Origin of the sequence: Mycobacterium sp. IS-836 (assembly GCF_001954275.1) — a bacterium.
GTDB lineage: Bacteria > Actinomycetota > Actinomycetes > Mycobacteriales > Mycobacteriaceae > Mycobacterium.
Map to the genome: position 1 here is coordinate 1 of NZ_MBEU01000083.1, position 16,121 is coordinate 16,121.

Sequence of the window (16,121 nt, forward strand, 5' to 3'; positions counted from 1 at the left end):
GGGCCGGGGTTCCCGGCGTCCGGCGACCGATGGGACCCCGGTGCGCCGGGCGGTGCGCCGCCCGTCGGCGGGCGCCAGTGGGACGGCTGGGATCCGACGTTGCCGATGATCCCCAGCGCCAACGTCCCCGGCGACCCGATCGCGGTCATCAACCAGGTGCTCGGCATCTCGGCGACCTCGACGCAGGTCACCGCCGGCATGGGCCGCAGCTTTCTGCAGCAGCTGGGCATCCTCAAGCCCGACGACACCGGCATCACCAACGCCACCCCGAACGGCACCAGCCGCATCCCGCGCGTGTACGGGCGGCAGGCCACCGAGTACGTGATCCGCCGCGGCATGTCGCAGATCGGCGTGCCCTACTCCTGGGGTGGTGGCAACGCCGCCGGGCCCAGCAAGGGAATCGACTCCGGCGCCGGGATCACCGGCTTCGACTGTTCGGGCCTGGTCTTGTATTCGTTCGCCGGGGTCGGCATCAAGCTGCCGCACTACTCGGGTTCGCAGTACAACCTGGGCCGCAAAATCCCGTCGTCACAGATGCGCCGCGGCGACGTCATCTTCTACGGCCCCGGCGGCAGCCAGCACGTGACGATCTATCTCGGCGACGGCCAGATGCTCGAGGCGCCCGACATCGGCCTGAAGGTACGCGTCGCGCCCGTGCGCACCAGCGGCATGACGCCCTACGTGGTCCGCTACATCGATTGGTGACGAGGAGCTATGCGGCATAAGCGTTTTCGCGCACTCAACTTGGCTTCCAAGCTGGGGGCGCTCCCCGCGGTGGTGATCGGGCTGATGTTGTCTGTCGCCGCGCCCGCTCCCTTGGCTAGCGCCGATCCCGGCGCGTGGGACCCAACACTGCCCGCCACCATCAGCGCCGGCGCGCCGGGAGATCCGCTCGCCGTCGCGAACCAGTCGCTGGCGGCCACCGCCCAGGCCACCCAGACCACCCTGGATCTGGGCAAGCAGTTTCTCGGAACCCTGGGGATCAACCTCGGCGGCGATCCCGCTCCGTCCGCCGCGCCCCCCACCAATCCCGGCAGCAAGATCCCGCGGGTCTACGGCCGCCAGGCCATCGAGTACGTGATCAAGCGCATGGGCTCGCAGATGGGCGTGCCCTACTCGTGGGGCGGCGGCTCGCTCGACGGCCCCAGCAAGGGCGTGGGCGACGGCGCCAACATCAACGGCTTCGACTGCTCGGGCCTGATGCGTTACGGCTTCGCCGGGGTCGGCGTGCTGATCCCACGGTTCTCCGGTGACCAGTACAACGCCGGGCGCCACATTCCTCCCAGCGAGGCCAGGCGCGGCGACCTGATCTTCTACGGGCCCGGCGGCGGCCAGCACGTCACCATGTACCTCGGGAACGGCCAGATGCTCGAGGCTTCCAGCCTCGCCGGCAAGGTTACGGTCAGTCCGGTTCGCACCCCCGGCATGACGCCGTTCCTGACTAGGATCATCGAGTACTGATCGCAGGCCAGCGAGCCATCAGCTGGGCGAGCGTCGACGGGAACCGGCAGGCCTGGAATAGTTGGACGAGGGCACGTCGCTGCCCGGCAGTCGTGTCCGATTGAACGTGGAGGGTTCTTGATGACATCAGCAGGTGGGCCGCCCCCGGGCGCCAGCGGTTACTCGGGCCAGGGCGGGCAATCCGGCTCACCGGCCCATCAGGCGCCCTCGAGCGGCGGCGCCGACGGATTGGCCGCCGAGGTACACACGCTCGAACGCGCCATCTTCGAGGTCAAGCGGATCATCGTCGGCCAGGACCAGCTGGTGGAGCGCATGCTGGTCGGCCTGCTGTCCAAGGGGCATGTGCTGCTCGAGGGTGTTCCCGGCGTGGCCAAGACGCTGGCGGTGGAGACGTTCGCGCGCGTGGTCGGCGGGACGTTCGCCCGCATCCAGTTCACGCCCGACCTGGTGCCCACCGACATCATCGGTACCCGCATCTACCGCCAGGGCAAGGAGGAGTTCGACACCGAACTCGGGCCGGTGGTGGTCAACTTCCTGCTCGCCGACGAGATCAACCGCGCGCCGGCGAAGGTGCAGTCGGCGCTGCTGGAGGTCATGCAGGAACGCCACGTGTCGATCGGCGGCAAGACCTTCCCGCTGCCCAACCCGTTCCTGGTGATGGCCACGCAGAACCCGATCGAGCACGAGGGCGTCTACCCGTTGCCCGAGGCGCAGCGGGACCGCTTCCTGTTCAAGATCAACGTCGGCTACCCGTCAGCCGAAGAGGAGCGGGAGATCATCTACCGCATGGGGGTGAGCCCGCCGCAGCCCAAACAGATCCTCAATACCGGCGATCTGGTGCGGCTGCAGGACATCGCGGCCAACGTCTTCGTCCATCACGCGCTGGTCGACTATGTGGTGCGCGTCGTGATGGCCACCCGGTACCCGGAGCAGCTGGGGATGAACGACGTCAAAACCTGGGTCGCGTTCGGTGCGTCGCCGCGCGCGTCGCTGGGCATCATCGCCGGGGCGCGCTCGCTGGCGCTGGTGCGCGGCCGCGACTACGTGATCCCGCAGGACGTCGTCGAGGTCATTCCCGACGTCCTGCGGCACCGGCTGGTGCTGACCTACGATGCGCTCGCCGACGAGATCTCGCCGGAGATCGTGATCAATCGCGTCCTGCAGACCGTCGCCCTGCCGCAGGTGAATGCCGTTCCCCAGCAAGGTCATTCGGTACCCCCGGTGATGCAGACCGTGGCGGCTAGCGGTCGGTGACCGATCCCAAACCGACGCGCGCGGTCGTCCATCCGCCGTCGTTCGAGCGCGGGCAGATCGACGACCCGAAGCTGGCGGCGGCGCTGCGCAACCTCGAGCTGACCGTCAAGCGCAAGCTCGACGGTGTCCTACACGGCGACCACCTCGGCCTGATTCCGGGGCCGGGGTCGGAGCCGGGTGAGTCGCGGGAGTACCAGCCCGGCGACGACGTCCGGCGGATGGACTGGGCCGTCACGGCGCGCACCACGCACCCGCACGTCCGGCAGATGATCGCCGACCGCGAGCTGGAGACCTGGCTGGTGATCGACATGTCGGCGAGCCTCGACTTCGGCACCACGGTCTGCGAAAAGCGCGACCTGGCGGTGGCGGCCGCCGCGGCCATCACGTTCCTCAACAGCGGCGGCGGCAACCGGATCGGCGCGATCGTCGCCACCGGCGCGACCATCACCCGGGTGCCGGCCCGCTCCGGACGCCAGCACGAGCAGACGCTGTTGCGGACCATCGCGACGACGCCCAAGGCGCCCGTCGGGGTCCGGGGGGATCTGGCGACCGCGATCGATGCGCTGCGCCGGCCTGAACGCCGTCGTGGAATGGCCGTGATCATCAGCGATTTCCTCGGGCCGATCAACTGGATGCGCCCGCTGCGGGCGATCGCGGCCCGCCACGAGGTGCTGGCCATCGAGGTGCTCGATCCCCGCGATGTCGAACTGCCCGACGTCGGTGATGTCGTGCTGCAGGACGCCGAAACCGGGGTCACCCGAGAATTCACCATCGACGCCCAGCTGCGCGACGACTTCGCCAAGGCGGCCGCGGCGCATCGCACCGAGGTGTCGCGCACGATTCGTGGTTGCGGCGCACCGGTTTTGACGCTGCGCACCGACCGAGACTGGATTGCCGACATCGTTCGCTTCGTCGAGTCCCGCCGCCGCGGGGCGATGGCGGGACGCCAGTGACGCTGCCCGTGCTGGGGCCGATGTCGTTGTCTGGCTTCGACCACCCGTGGTTTTTCCTGTTCTTTTTCGTGGTCTTCGGCTTGGCCGCGCTGTATGTCCTGATGCAATTGGCGCGGCAGCGTCGGATGTTGCGGTTCGCCAACATGGAGCTGCTGGAAAGCGTCGCCCCGAAGCGGCCCGCCAAGTGGCGGCATCTGCCGGCGATCCTGCTGGTGGCGTCGCTGGTGCTGTTCACCATCGCGATGGCGGGGCCGACGAACGATGTGCGGATCCCGCGCAACCGCGCCGTGGTGATGCTGGTGATCGACGTGTCGCAGTCCATGCGGGCCACCGACGTGCAGCCCAACCGGATGGCGGCCGCGCAGGAGGCGGCCAAACAGTTCGCCGACGAGCTGACGCCCGGGATCAACCTCGGGCTGATCGAATATGCCGGGACCGCCACGGTGTTGGTACAACCGACGACCAACCGGGAGGCGACCAAGGTCGGGCTGGACAAGCTGCAGTTCGCCGACCGCACCGCCACAGGAGAGGGCATCTTCACCGCGCTGCAGGCCATCGCGACGGTGGGCGCGGTGATCGGCGGTGGGGACAAGCCGCCGCCGGCACGCATCGTGTTGTTCTCCGACGGCAAGGAGACGATGCCGACCAACCCGGACAATCCGAAGGGCGCATTCACCGCCGCACGCACTGCCAAGGACCAGGGCGTGCCGATCTCGACGATCTCGTTCGGCACCCCGTACGGCTTCGTCGAGATCAACGACCAGCGCCAGCCGGTGCCCGTCGACGACTCCACGATGAAGAAGGTCGCCGAGCTATCCGGTGGAAGTTGGCACAACGCCGGCAGCTTGGAGGAACTGAAGTCGGTGTACGCGACGCTGCAGCAGCAGATCGGCTACGAGACGATCAAGGGCGACGCGAGCGTGGGCTGGGTGCGGCTGGGTGCGCTGGTGCTGGCGCTGGCGGCGCTGGCGGCGCTGCTGATCAACCGCCGGCTGCCCACCTAACTTTCCCGCGCCGTGTGTCGCCTCGATTTCGCCGAGCGTGAAGCCACGGCGAAAATTCGGGCCGGATTTCGCCGTAGCTTCACGTTCGGCAGCCCGGCCAGCCGATTTCGGCCCCGCCGCAGCGAGACGCTAAGTTGGCCGGGTGACTGACACAGCCACTGAGAAGGCCACCGAGATCGCCGCCCAGGGCGGCAAACCCGCATTCGTATCCCGTTCCGTGCTGGTGACGGGCGGAAACCGGGGGATCGGTCTGGCCATCGCGCAGCGGCTGGCCGCCGACGGCCACAAGGTGGCCATCACGCATCGCGGATCCGGGGCGCCCGAGGGGCTGTTCGGCGTGGAGTGCGACGTCACCGACAACGACGCCGTCGATCGCGCCTTCAAAGAGGTCGAGGAGCACCAGGGCGCGGTCGAGGTGCTGGTGTCCAACGCCGGCATCTCCAAGGACGCGTTCCTCATCCGGATGACCGAGGAGCGGTTCGAAGAGGTCATCAACACCAACCTCACCGGGGCGTTCCGGGTGACCCAGCGCGCGGCGCGCAGCATGCAGAAAAAGCGGTTCGGCCGGATCATCTACGTGGGCTCGGTCTCCGGCAGCTGGGGGATTGGCAACCAGTCCAACTATGCGGCCGCCAAGGCCGGGCTGATCGGCATGGCCCGCTCGATCTCCCGGGAATTGTCCAAGGCCGGCGTGACCGCGAATGTGGTTGCCCCGGGCTACATCGACACCGAGATGACCCGCGCGCTGGACGAGCGGATCCAGGCGGGTGCGCTCGAGTTCATCCCCGCGAAGCGCGTCGGCACCGCCGCCGAGGTCGCCGGGGTAGTCAGCTTCCTCGCGTCCGAGGACGCGAGCTACATCGCCGGCGCGGTCATCCCGGTCGACGGCGGCATGGGCATGGGCCACTGAGGCCCCAGATATAAGGACGGACATGACAGGACTGCTTGAAGGCAAACGGGTTCTCGTCTCCGGGATCATCACCGACTCGTCGATCGCGTTCCACATCGCAAAGGCGGCGCAGGAGGCCGGGGCGCAGTTGGTGCTGACCGGATTCGACCGGTTGCGGCTGATCCAGCGCATCGCCGACCGGCTTCCGGAGAAGGCCCCGCTGATCGAACTCGACGTGCAGAACCAGGAGCACTTGGACACCCTGGCCGAGCGGGTGACCGCCGAAATCGGCGAGGGCAACAAGCTCGACGGTGTCGTGCATTCGATCGGGTTCATGCCGCAGACCGGGATGGGCATCAACCCGTTCTTCGACGCGCCCTACGAGGATGTCTCCAAGGGCATCCACATCTCCGCGTATTCGTATGCTTCGCTGGCCAAGGCGCTGCTGCCGATCATGAACCCCGGCGGCTCCATCGTCGGTATGGACTTCGACCCGACCCGGGCGATGCCGGCCTATAACTGGATGACCGTGGCCAAGAGCGCGCTGGAATCGGTCAACCGGTTCGTGGCGCGCGAGGCCGGCAAGTTCGGTGTGCGGTCCAATCTCGTTGCCGCGGGCCCGATCCGAACGCTCGCGATGAGCGCGATCGTGGGTGGAGCGCTCGGCGAGGAGGCCGGCGCCCAGATGCAGCTGCTGGAAGAGGGCTGGGACCAGCGCGCACCGATCGGCTGGAACATGAAGGATCCGACGCCGGTCGCCAAGACGGTCTGCGCGGTGCTCTCCGAGTGGCTGCCGGCGACCACCGGAACCATCATCTACGCCGATGGCGGCGCTAGCACCCAATTGCTCTAGACGGCAATGGAATTCGACGCGGTCCTGCTGCTGTCGTTCGGCGGACCGGAGGGGCCGGAGCAGGTCCAGCCGTTCCTGGAGAATGTCACCCGCGGCCGGGGCGTGCCGCCCGAGCGGCTGGACGACGTCGCCGAGCACTACCTGCATTTCGGCGGGGTATCGCCGATCAATGGCATCAACCGGGCGCTGATCGCGCAACTTCAGGCCGAACAGGACCTGCCGGTCTATTTCGGCAACCGCAACTGGGAACCCTACGTCGAAGAGTCCGTTGCGACGATGCGAGACAACGGTATTCGTCGTGCGGCGGTGTTCACCACGTCGGCGTGGAGCGGTTATTCCAGTTGCACGCAGTATGTGGAGGACATTGCCCGGGCCCGGCGGGTCACCGGCCCGGAGGCGCCCGAGTTGGTGAAACTGCGGCCGTACTTCGACCATCCGCTTTTCGTCGAGATGTTCGCCGACGCCATCGCGGCGGCCGCCGACACGCTGCCCGATGGGTTACGCGGCGACGCTCGGCTGGTGTTCACCGCGCATTCGGTCCCGGTGGCCGCCGACCAGCGCTGCGGCCCGCGGCTCTACAGCCGCCAAGTCGCCTACGCCGCAAGGCTGGTCGCGGCGGCCGCCGGATACGGCGCCTACGACCTGGCGTGGCAGTCCCGATCGGGCCCGCCACAGGTGCCGTGGCTGGAACCCGATGTCGCCGACCATCTGACGACGCTCGCCACCGCGGGCACCGGGTCCGTCGTCGTCTGCCCGATCGGGTTCGTCTCCGATCACATCGAGGTGGTGTGGGACCTCGACCAGGAATTGCGAGCACAGGCCGAGGCGACGGGGATGGCGTTCGCCCGCGCCACGACCCCCAACGCCGATCGACGATTCGCCCGGCTGGCCGCGAGCTTGATCGACGAACTCCGGTTCGACCTTGCGCCGGCCCGGGTGAGTGGGCCCGAACCGGTGCCCGGCTGCCTCGCCAGCGTGAACGGCGAACCGTGCCGACCACCGCATTGCGTTGCGGCGGAATGCGGTTAGTCGTCCCAGGCCGAGTGCAGGATCGCGTTGACCGCGGCAATCCGCGCCGAACGCACCACCGCGGTCAGCGGCCGCAGCGCATCGCTGGCGATCCGAGCCTCCGACGACGACTGCGGGCCGGCGGCTCCGGGCGACCGGCTGAGCCCGGCGCTGACGGCGATGATCGCGTCGACGTGCGCCGCGTTCTCCAGCACCCGCAACGCGCGCGACGGCGCATGGTCCGGAATCCGGTGTTGCCGGGTGGATTCCAGCAGCTGCTCGACAAGCCCGCGCGGATCGTCGACGTCGGCCGCGGCGGATCCCAGGCCGATGGTGCCCAGTGCGTCGGCGGCCGAGCGCACGGCCGACCGCAACCCGTATTCGGCGTCGCCCAGCTCGTGATGGTCGAACACGGGTGCGCCGGGCAGCGAGTACACCGTCCACGACAGTGCGGAGAGTTCCGGAAAGTCCGGCCCATTGTCGACGGGATCGTCCTCGGCATCGCGGTAACGGAACTCGGGCACCAGGCCGACGGCTGTGGCGCGATCGTCCGGGTTGCTGATGATCACCGCCTCGCCCGCGGCCAGGGCGTCGTGCTCGAACTGCGTGCCCGCGGCCAGCCCGCGCACGTCGCCGGGCACCGGCAAAACCATGTTGATCGTTCCGCGCAACCCGCGTGGGGCAGCCGCCGACGTCGTCGGCCGGCCGACCGCGGCGCGCAGCGTCTGCAACAGCGAAACCGTCCCGGCATCGTGGACCTCGGGCCAGGGCAGCCCGGTGTGGCCCGCGGCCACGGCATCATACGCGCTAACCGATTGCTTTGGTGCCCATAGGGATAACGCGTCCAAAACGTCGTCGGGCGCGGCCCTGCCCGCGAGCCAGGCGTTGGCCCACAGGGACAGGGAAACACTCGGACACCACATGATCTCGCAGTGTAGTTGTTTGGCCCGGCGAAGGCCGATCACGCGTATTCTGGCCGCATGGCGGTCGCTGTGATCTGGCTAATATTCGCGCTGGTGCTGGCCGGTGCGGAGGCGCTCAGCGGCCATATGTTCTTGCTGATGCTCGGCGGCGGTGCGCTGGCCGCGTCGGCAACCAGCTGGCTTACGGATGCGCCGCTCTGGGTCGACGGGGCGGTGTTTTTGATCGTGTCCGTGCTACTGCTCGCGCTGGTGCGACCGGCGCTGCGGCGGCGGCTGACACCCCCGGAGACACTGCCGACGGGCATCAAGGCGCTGGAGGGCAAAAGCGCGCTGGTGCTCGATCGGATTGCCCGCGACGAGGGCCGGGTGAAACTCGACGGCCAGGTTTGGACGGCTCGTCCTCTCAACGACGACGATGTGTACGAACCGGGTGAGTCGGTCACCGTCACGCACATCGAAGGCGCTACGGCGGTGGTTTTCAGACGCGTGTAGTCCCTCGGCATAGACGCTGCGAGAAACGCTGCGAGAGAAAGGAACTCCGGTGCAAGGTGGTGCGGTAGCTGGTTTGGTGTTGCTGGCCGTCCTGGTGATTTTTGCGATCATCGTGGTGGCCAAGTCGGTTGCGTTGATACCGCAGGCCGAAGCCGCGGTGATCGAACGGCTGGGTCGGTACAGCCGCACGGTCAGCGGACAGCTGACGTTGTTGGTGCCGTTCATCGACCGCGTCCGGGCGCGCGTGGACCTGCGCGAGCGGGTGGTGTCGTTCCCGCCGCAGCCGGTGATCACCGAGGACAACCTGACGTTGAACATCGACACCGTGGTCTACTTCCAGGTCACCGTGCCGCAGGCGGCGGTCTACGAGATCAGCAACTACATCGTCGGGGTCGAACAGCTCACCACGACCACGCTGCGCAACGTCGTCGGCGGCATGACGCTGGAGCAAACGCTGACCTCGCGCGATCAGATCAACGCCCAGCTGCGCGGCGTACTCGACGAGGCGACCGGCCGCTGGGGCCTGCGGGTGGCCCGGGTCGAGCTGCGCAGTATCGACCCGCCGCCGTCGATTCAGGCCTCGATGGAAAAGCAGATGAAGGCCGACCGGGAGAAGCGGGCGATGATCCTGACCGCCGAGGGCATGCGCGAGTCGTCGATCAAGGAAGCGGAGGGCGCCAAGCAGGCCCAGATCCTGGCGGCCGAGGGCGCCAAGCAGGCCGCGATCCTGGCCGCCGAGGCCGAACGGCAGTCCCGGATGTTGCGCGCCCAGGGCGAGCGCGCCGCGGCCTACCTGCAGGCGCAGGGGCAGGCCAAGGCCATCGAGAAGACGTTCGCCGCGATCAAGGCCGGCCGGCCCACCCCGGAGATGCTGGCCTACCAGTACCTGCAGACGCTGCCGAAAATGGCGCAGGGCAGCGCCAACAAGGTGTGGGTGGTGCCCAGCGATTTCAGCGCGGCGCTGCAGGGATTCACCAGGCTGCTGGGCACGCCGGGTCAGGACGGGGTGTTCCGGTTCGAGCCGTCGCCGGTCGACGACACACCCAAGCACGCGTCCGACGACGACGCCGACGTCGCCGACTGGTTCTCGACCGACACCGACCCGGCCATCGCCCAGGCGGTCGCCAAGGCCGAGGCGATAGCCCGCCAGCCCGTGGACGGCCAACCGGGCGCGGCACCGCCGGAGTTGACTCAATAGGATTGGCGGACGGGCGCTTTGGCTTCGCCGAACACCTAATCCAGACGCAACTCGACCATCGGCAGCGGCGTGTCGGTGTCGGTGATCCGCTCGCCGAGCGTGTCTTCGAGCACGGGCCGGAATCGCTCCCACGAACGCGGATGCCGGCCGCGGTAGGCCGCAAGCATTCGGTCGGCCTCGGCTTGGTCGAGGACTCGTGCGGTGGCGCGCCTCGGCGCACGGCTCCCGACGTATACCCGGACCCGCGGGTTGGCCGCAATGTTGCTGAACCACTGCGCTTTTCGGCCGAATCCGGAAGCGACGACGTAGACGTCGGCGGACGGGTGATCGACCACCTCCAACACGGCGTAGCGCGGCACACCGGACTTGCGGCCGATGTGTTCGAGCATCAGGATGCGCGAGCCGAACAGCGCGCCCGCCCGGGCCCGATACATCCAGACCGGTGCGCGCATGAGCCGCCGCGAGCGCAGCAGCCGGGCGCCGGTGCGGGCCAACCGGGATCGGGAAGACGGTTCGGGCATGTTTCCATCCTTCCAGCCCGCGCCGACGGCGTAGGCGCCGCGAGTTTCGGGTATGGACACCCTCGATGAACCGGAAAGCGGGCCACCGCCCGACCTGGACGCGCGACGACGTCCGGGTCGCCGATAGACGCGCGACGCATCGGTCGATCCAGGGCACGGCGATCGGCAATTTCATGGAGGCGTACGACTTCACCCTCTTCAGCCTGGTCGCCACCCTGCTTGCCGAGACGTTCTATCCCGGGGAAAACTCCGGCGCGGGCAACTTGATCGCCACCTTCGGCACGATGACGGCGGGATTCGTCGTTCGGCCCCTCGGCGGGTTCATCTTCGGCCCGCTCGGCGACCGCATCGGGCGCAAGCCGGTCTTGGTGATGACGATCTCGCTGATGGCCGTGTGCGGGGCCGCCACCGGCGTACTGCCCGGCTTCCACACGATCGGAATCTGGGCGCCCATCCTGCTCACGGTCATTCGTATCGGTCAGGGCCTGTCGTCGGGCGGGGAGTACGCGGGCGCCATGACCTTCATCGCCGAACACGCCCCGGATCACAAACGGGGCATGCTGGCCGGATTCCTGCCGGTCGGCACGCTCGCCGGCTTCGTCGTGGGCGCCACGCTGGTCACCGGGCTGCAGACCGTGCTGCCGAGCGCCGACATGCTGACCTGGGGCTGGCGCATACCGTTTCTCCTGGCGGCGCCGCTCGGCCTGATCGCGGTGTACCTGCGCTCGCGGATCGACGAGTCGCCCGGATACGAGAAGGTGCACAAGGTTGCGTTGCCCATCTCCGTGCGCACCCAATTCGTGCTGACCGTCGTGCGGCAGTGGAAGGGGCTGCTGATCTGCCTTGGGGTGGAGCTCGCGGTCACCGACACCAGCTACATGGTCAGCGGGTACGTGCCGACCTACCTGAAGAAGACCGCCGGCGTGGGGGACACCGCCGCCCTGGTGATGGTCCTGGTGGTGCTGGCCGTCCTGACGATCGGGGTGCTGCTCGTCGCGATGCTGTCGGACCGCATCGGCGTCAAACCGCTGATGTGGACGGGATGTGGCCTGCTCATGGCGGTCTCGTTGCCGGCCTTCACGCTGATGCGGTTCGGCGGGGACTATCCGGCGAAGTTCGCCGGCGTCGCGCTCGTCGGCCTGCCCATGCTGTTCCTGAGCAGCCTCGAGCCGGCGATCCTGCCCGCGCTGTTTCCCACCCACGTGCGCTACGGCGCGGTGTCGATCGGATTCAACATCGCGGTGTCCGCCTTCGGCGGCACCACCCCGCTGCTCGCCGAGACTCTCGTCGCTGGGACCGGCAACCCGATGATGCCGGCGTACATGCTGATGTTCGCCGGTCTCGTGGGCGCCGTCACCCTGATCTTCACACCGGAAGTGGCCGGCAAACCGCTGCTGGGCTCCGGGCCATCGGTGGACCCCGACGAGTTTCGCGACCTCGTCGGATCGCCGCGTCCGGAATAGCGGCGCTATGCGTGCGGCAGCGGCGGCACGGGCGGCGCGGGGACGACCGCGGGCGCGGTGCTCGACACCGACGGAGCGGGATACACGCAACCGGGCCCGTTCGACGACAGCGGCGGCGGATACGGCGGGGGCGGCAGCTGCACCCGGACCGTCCAGACCAACCCGGTTATCGCGAAGACGGCGATCGCACCGATCACCAATCCGACCAGCCCGGCGCCGATCACCGCCGCGGAGGAAAACCGCCGTGCCGGGGCGTAATTCGTGTTCTCGGAGGTCATCTGGCTCCTCGTATCGTTGGTTAGCCGATCGTCAGTGTGCCGCGGCCGGTGGGGAGGTCACCGCGGTGAGGTTCCACGTGTCGAGCCACGGCTGCACCAGCTCGGCGACGGAGAATTTGGCCGGGGCCGAGCACCCGGCGTCGGGCTTGGCGGGATTGAAACCGCGGATGTCGATGCCGACCGCGGCGGCGGTGCCGTCGCTTTGCACGAGATAGACGGGGCCGCCCGAATCGCCGCATCGGCCGGGCGCCGCAAACGTGACCTTGCTGTCGGTGAGATCCAGGACCTGCCCGCAGATGGCTTCCCCGGTGCTCATGCCGAACTTGCACAGGTGCTGGCCGAATTGCAGTTCGCGCGCGACGCCGGAAACGGGCAGCGAGCCGGCGATGGCCGAGGCCTGCGGCACGACGTCACCGTCGAGCATGATCAGCCCGATGTCGTGTTCTTCGCTGCGAACTCCCTCGCTGACCGTCCGCGCGAACACGCCAAATGTCGTGTACGGGAGGATGCCCGCGAGGTTCACCACCACCTTGCTGGGTTGGCCGGGCCTGTTGCAGTGACCGGCGGTGAGAACGCCGGTCTGACCCACCGCGGTGCGCACCAAAAACCCTGCGGTGCAACCCATTCCGCCCGAACCGTCGGCGTACTCGACGTAGATGCCCACACCGGGGCCGATCGCACTTGCCGCGGGCAAGGCGATGGGCGATAGGGCGGGCGACGGGGGCGCTTGGGTCGTGTCGGCGGGCCTGGGCAGCAAGCACACGGCCGCCACCAGTGCGGCGGAGCTGAACAGGATGGCCAGCGTCAGCAGCGAGGTGTGCATTCTCGGACGCCGCGGCTTGATCCGATTGACGACGGGCAGGGCTGCGCCCGTCACGACACCACGGCCCCCCGGCTCGCGAGCTCGCGAACCCTCACCATCCTGTAGATCTTTCAGGCAACGGGCGGCACGTTCAATAGCGCCGGGGGGTCAGCTGACGATGGCCGGCTCGGCGGCGGGCTCGTTGTGCGGCGCGCGCCGCGCAGCGCGGCGGTGGTGCTGGCGAAAGTGGCGTATCTCGACGACCAGCCCGGTCAGCCCCAAAGCACCCGTGCACACCGAAACCAGGTACAGCAGCGAGCTGGGGTGACCGGCGAGCGCGTCGCCGAGGATCACCACGGCGGTGGTGCCGGGCAGCAGGCCGCCCAGCGTGGCCAGCGTGTAGGGCAGTACCCGTACGGCGGACGCGCCTGCGGCGTAGTTGATCGCCGAAAACGGTACGGCCGGAATCAGCCGCAACGACAGGACGGCCAGCCAGCCCCGCTGCCGCAGCCGCGCGTCCACAGTGTCGATCGAACGGTGGCGCACCAGGCGGTTCAGCCGCCAGCCGGCCGCGCGCACCAGATAGAGCGCGATCACCGCGCTGCAGGTGCTGGCGACCACCGCGATCAGCACCCCCAGCACCGGGCCGAACAGCAGCCCCGCGGCCAGGGTGAAGGCCGTGCGGGGGACCGGCACGACGGTGGCCACGATGTGCGCGAGCAGGAACGCCAATGGGAACCAGGGGCCCACCGACTCCGCCCAATCACGCATCTGCACCGGCGAAGGCAGCGGAAGCCAGGTGGCCGCCGCGGCCAGCACTGTGATACCGACCACTGTCGCCACCACCCGCGGCCGGGACAGCTGGCGGGCGGTGGCGCCGATCGCGCTGCCGAGATCTCGCAGCGTATCGGTGATTTTGCCGGTGGCGGGGGCCGTCACGCGTCCTAAGGTTACGGGGCCGAGGTAAATAACTCGTTTCCCGTAGCTGGCGTTTCGCCCCCGGCAGGCCCGGATCGCCGCGCCTCACCGTTTTTTCGCGACGGGGGCAATCAATTAGCCTCATTAGTAAGTGACGTTTTCTTCAGGCAAACCGAAGCAATGTTGCCAATTGCTGCGAAAACAGGAGCAGTCGGTGTCCATTGATGTACCCGAGCTCGCGGAGCTGGAACAGGTTCGCGAGCGCTGGCGCGGCGCGGTTGCCGGCGTGCTGTCCAAGAGCACCCGGCGCGACCCCACCGAGTTGGGGGACCAGCCCGAGCACCTGCTGGATGCCGCGACCTACGACGGGTTTGCCGTTCGGCCCCTCTATACCGCGTTCGACGAGTTGCCCGAGCCGCCGCTGCCCGGCGAGTGGCCCTACGTGCGCGGCGCGGACGCATTGCGTGACGTCACGTCCGGCTGGAAGGTCGCCGAGGTCTTTCCCGCCGCCGGGACCGCCGCCGGTGATGCGAACGCGGCGGTGCTGGCCGCGCTCACCGACGGCGTCAGCGCGCTGCTGATCCGGGTGGGCGAGTCGGGCGTGGCGGCGAACCAGCTCGAGGGCCTGCTGGCGGGCGTGTACCTGAACCTGGCCCCGGTGATCCTCGATGCGGGGGCAGACTTCTCGGCGGCCAGCGACGTCGTCCTGGCCATGATCGCCGGCCTGGAACCCGAGAACCGCGCCACTCTGTCGGTCGACCTGGGGGCCGACCCGCTGACGGCGGAGCTGAGTGACCGTCCCGCGCCCGCGACCGCCGAGGTCGTCGCCGTCGCCTCGCGAGCGGCCCGCGAGCCGGGGGTGCGCGCGATCACCGTCGACGGGCCCGCGTTCCACAATCTCGGCGCCAATGCGAGCTGGGAGCTTGCCGGCAGCGTCGCGGCCGGCGTGGCCTACCTTCGGGTGCTCACCGAATCCGGCATACCGGTCGACGAGTCGCTGGGGCAGATCAGCTTCCGGCTGGCCGCCGACGACGACCAGTTCATGACCCTCGCCAAGATGCGGGCGTTCCGTCAGCTGTGGGCGCGGGTCGCCGAGGTCGTCGGCAGTCCCGACGGCGGGGCGACGGTCGTGCACGCGGAGACGTCGCTGCCGATGATGACGCAGCGCGACCCGTGGGTGAACATGCTGCGCTGCACGCTGGCCGCCTTCGGAGCGGGCGTCGGCGGCGCCGACACGGTGCTGGTCTTTCCGTTCGACGTGGCGGTCCCGGGTGGCTTTCCCGGTACGGCGGCGAGCTTTTCGCGCCGGATCGCCCGCAACACCCAGCTGCTGCTCCTGGAGGAGTCACACGTCGGGCGGGTGCTCGACCCGGCCGGCGGTTCGTGGTTCGTCGAGGACCTCACCGAGCAGCTGGCCCGGCAGGCCTGGGAGCACTTCCAGGCCATCGAGGCGCGCGGCGGATTCGCCGACGCCCGCGGCTACGTCGCCGATCAGATCGCCGACATCGCCGCACGACGCGCCGACGACATCGCGCATCGCCGCACCGCGATCACCGGCGTCAACGAATTCCCCAACCTCGCGGAACCGCCTCTGAAACAAGGTGAGCCGCAAGGTGATTCGTCGGTCGCGCTGCGCGCCGCCGGCAACGTTCAGCGCTACGCCGCCGCATTCGAGGCGCTGCGCGACCGCTCGGACAGCTACCTCGCCCGCACGGGTGCGCGACCGCGCGCGTTGCTGCTGCCGCTGGGCCCCCTGGCCGAGCACAACGTCCGGGCCACGTTTGCGTCAAACCTGTTGGCCTCGGGTGGTATCGAGGCGGTCAACCCGGGAACCGTTGACGCCGCCGGTGTCGCCGCCGCCGTCGCCGATGCCGGGTCGCCCAGCGTGGCGGTGCTGTGCGGCACCGACAAGCGGTACCGCGAAGAGGCGGGCGGGGTTGTCGAGGCGGCCCGAAGCGCCGGCGTGTCACGGATTTACCTCGCGGGACCCGAAAAGGCAGTGGGGGACCTCGACGACACCGGGGACCGGCCCGACGAGTTCCTGACCGCGAAAATCGATGCGGTCGAAGCCCTTTCGAATCTGCTCACCCGATTGGGAGCCTAG

16 protein-coding genes and 1 pseudogene are annotated in these 16,121 nt (G+C 68.8%); 12 read left to right on the forward strand and 5 right to left on the reverse strand.

Features of this window, described 5'->3' with window-relative positions; translation table 11 throughout:
- The 8 genes and pseudogenes from A5747_RS22205 to A5747_RS22240 form a co-directional block, all read left to right on the forward strand.
- On the forward strand, nt 1-705 hold a 705-nt coding region (locus tag A5747_RS22205; protein WP_142245690.1), incomplete at its 5' end, for an NlpC/P60 family protein.
- A 9-nt stretch (nt 706-714) separates the two neighbouring features.
- Nucleotides 715-1,461, forward strand: coding sequence for an NlpC/P60 family peptidoglycan endopeptidase RipB (gene ripB / locus A5747_RS22210; protein WP_076128361.1), 747 nt, complete (start codon nt 715-717; stop codon nt 1,459-1,461).
- A gap of 120 nt (nt 1,462-1,581) precedes the next feature.
- Entirely contained in the window at nt 1,582-2,715 is a 1,134-nt protein-coding gene (locus A5747_RS22215; RefSeq protein ID WP_076128363.1) for a MoxR family ATPase, read from the forward strand.
- Complete coding sequence (locus A5747_RS22220; protein ID WP_076062884.1) at nt 2,712-3,668, forward strand: DUF58 domain-containing protein; 957 nt, start codon at nt 2,712-2,714, stop codon at nt 3,666-3,668. The genes A5747_RS22215 and A5747_RS22220 overlap by 4 nt, the downstream gene beginning before the upstream one ends.
- Nucleotides 3,665-4,672 carry a VWA domain-containing protein gene (locus tag A5747_RS22225; RefSeq protein WP_076128365.1) on the forward strand — a complete coding sequence of 336 codons (1,008 nt, stop codon included), beginning with the start codon at nt 3,665-3,667 and terminating at the stop codon, nt 4,670-4,672. Before A5747_RS22220 ends, A5747_RS22225 begins: the two co-directional genes overlap by 4 nt.
- Nucleotides 4,673-4,814: 142 nt before the next feature.
- The gene (gene fabG, locus A5747_RS22230; protein WP_076128367.1) at nt 4,815-5,582 is read left to right on the forward strand and encodes a beta-ketoacyl-ACP reductase; all 768 of its coding nucleotides are present in this window, start codon (nt 4,815-4,817) and stop codon (nt 5,580-5,582) included.
- Between the two features lie 22 nt (nt 5,583-5,604).
- Nucleotides 5,605-6,414: an NADH-dependent enoyl-ACP reductase InhA gene (gene inhA, locus A5747_RS22235; protein WP_076128369.1), complete on the forward strand. Its 810-nt coding sequence runs from the start codon at nt 5,605-5,607 to the stop codon at nt 6,412-6,414.
- A gap of 6 nt (nt 6,415-6,420) precedes the next feature.
- Nucleotides 6,421-7,474 (forward strand): annotated as a pseudogene (locus tag A5747_RS22240) (ferrochelatase).
- Here the strand turns inward: A5747_RS22240 and A5747_RS22245 are convergent.
- Complete coding sequence (locus tag A5747_RS22245; RefSeq protein ID WP_076128372.1) at nt 7,440-8,345, reverse strand: hypothetical protein; 906 nt, start codon at nt 8,343-8,345, stop codon at nt 7,440-7,442. The pseudogene A5747_RS22240 and the gene A5747_RS22245 sit on opposite strands and share 35 nt — an antisense overlap.
- A 57-nt stretch (nt 8,346-8,402) precedes the next feature.
- Between A5747_RS22245 and A5747_RS22250 the strand changes: the two genes are divergently transcribed.
- Both A5747_RS22250 and A5747_RS22255 read left to right on the forward strand, forming a co-directional pair.
- Nucleotides 8,403-8,837 carry an NfeD family protein gene (locus A5747_RS22250; protein WP_076128374.1) on the forward strand — a complete coding sequence of 145 codons (435 nt, stop codon included), beginning with the start codon at nt 8,403-8,405 and terminating at the stop codon, nt 8,835-8,837.
- A gap of 49 nt (nt 8,838-8,886) precedes the next feature.
- Nucleotides 8,887-10,035: an SPFH domain-containing protein gene (locus A5747_RS22255; protein ID WP_139333350.1), complete on the forward strand. Its 1,149-nt coding sequence runs from the start codon at nt 8,887-8,889 to the stop codon at nt 10,033-10,035.
- A gap of 35 nt (nt 10,036-10,070) precedes the next feature.
- Here A5747_RS22255 and A5747_RS22260 read toward each other — a convergent pair whose 3' ends face one another.
- A complete protein-coding gene (locus A5747_RS22260) occupies nt 10,071-10,487 on the reverse strand; it encodes a nitroreductase family deazaflavin-dependent oxidoreductase (protein ID WP_083700594.1) in 417 nt (138 codons plus the stop codon).
- Nucleotides 10,488-10,621: 134 nt separating this feature from the next.
- On the opposite strand from A5747_RS22260, the gene A5747_RS22265 reads away from it, so the two are divergent.
- Nucleotides 10,622-12,019 carry an MFS transporter gene (locus A5747_RS22265; RefSeq protein WP_076128375.1) on the forward strand — a complete coding sequence of 466 codons (1,398 nt, stop codon included), beginning with the start codon at nt 10,622-10,624 and terminating at the stop codon, nt 12,017-12,019.
- Nucleotides 12,020-12,024: 5 nt separating this feature from the next.
- Here the strand turns inward: A5747_RS22265 and A5747_RS22270 are convergent, their stop codons facing one another.
- The 3 genes from A5747_RS22270 to A5747_RS22280 all read right to left on the reverse strand — a co-directional run bounded on the left by A5747_RS22270 (nt 12,025) and on the right by A5747_RS22280 (nt 14,038).
- Nucleotides 12,025-12,297, reverse strand: a complete 273-nt coding sequence (locus tag A5747_RS22270; RefSeq protein ID WP_076128377.1) for a hypothetical protein — start codon at nt 12,295-12,297, stop codon at nt 12,025-12,027.
- Between the two features lie 31 nt (nt 12,298-12,328).
- On the reverse strand, nt 12,329-13,120 hold the full coding sequence (locus A5747_RS22275; RefSeq protein ID WP_369805172.1) for an endopeptidase: 792 nt from the start codon (nt 13,118-13,120) through the stop codon (nt 12,329-12,331).
- A 147-nt stretch (nt 13,121-13,267) separates the two neighbouring features.
- Nucleotides 13,268-14,038: a TVP38/TMEM64 family protein gene (locus A5747_RS22280; RefSeq protein ID WP_076128379.1), complete on the reverse strand. Its 771-nt coding sequence runs from the start codon at nt 14,036-14,038 to the stop codon at nt 13,268-13,270.
- Nucleotides 14,039-14,231: 193 nt separating this feature from the next.
- Here A5747_RS22280 and mutA point away from each other — a divergent pair, with 193 nt between their 5' ends.
- Nucleotides 14,232-16,121 carry a methylmalonyl-CoA mutase small subunit gene (gene mutA, locus A5747_RS22285; protein ID WP_076128440.1) on the forward strand — a complete coding sequence of 630 codons (1,890 nt, stop codon included), beginning with the start codon at nt 14,232-14,234 and terminating at the stop codon, nt 16,119-16,121.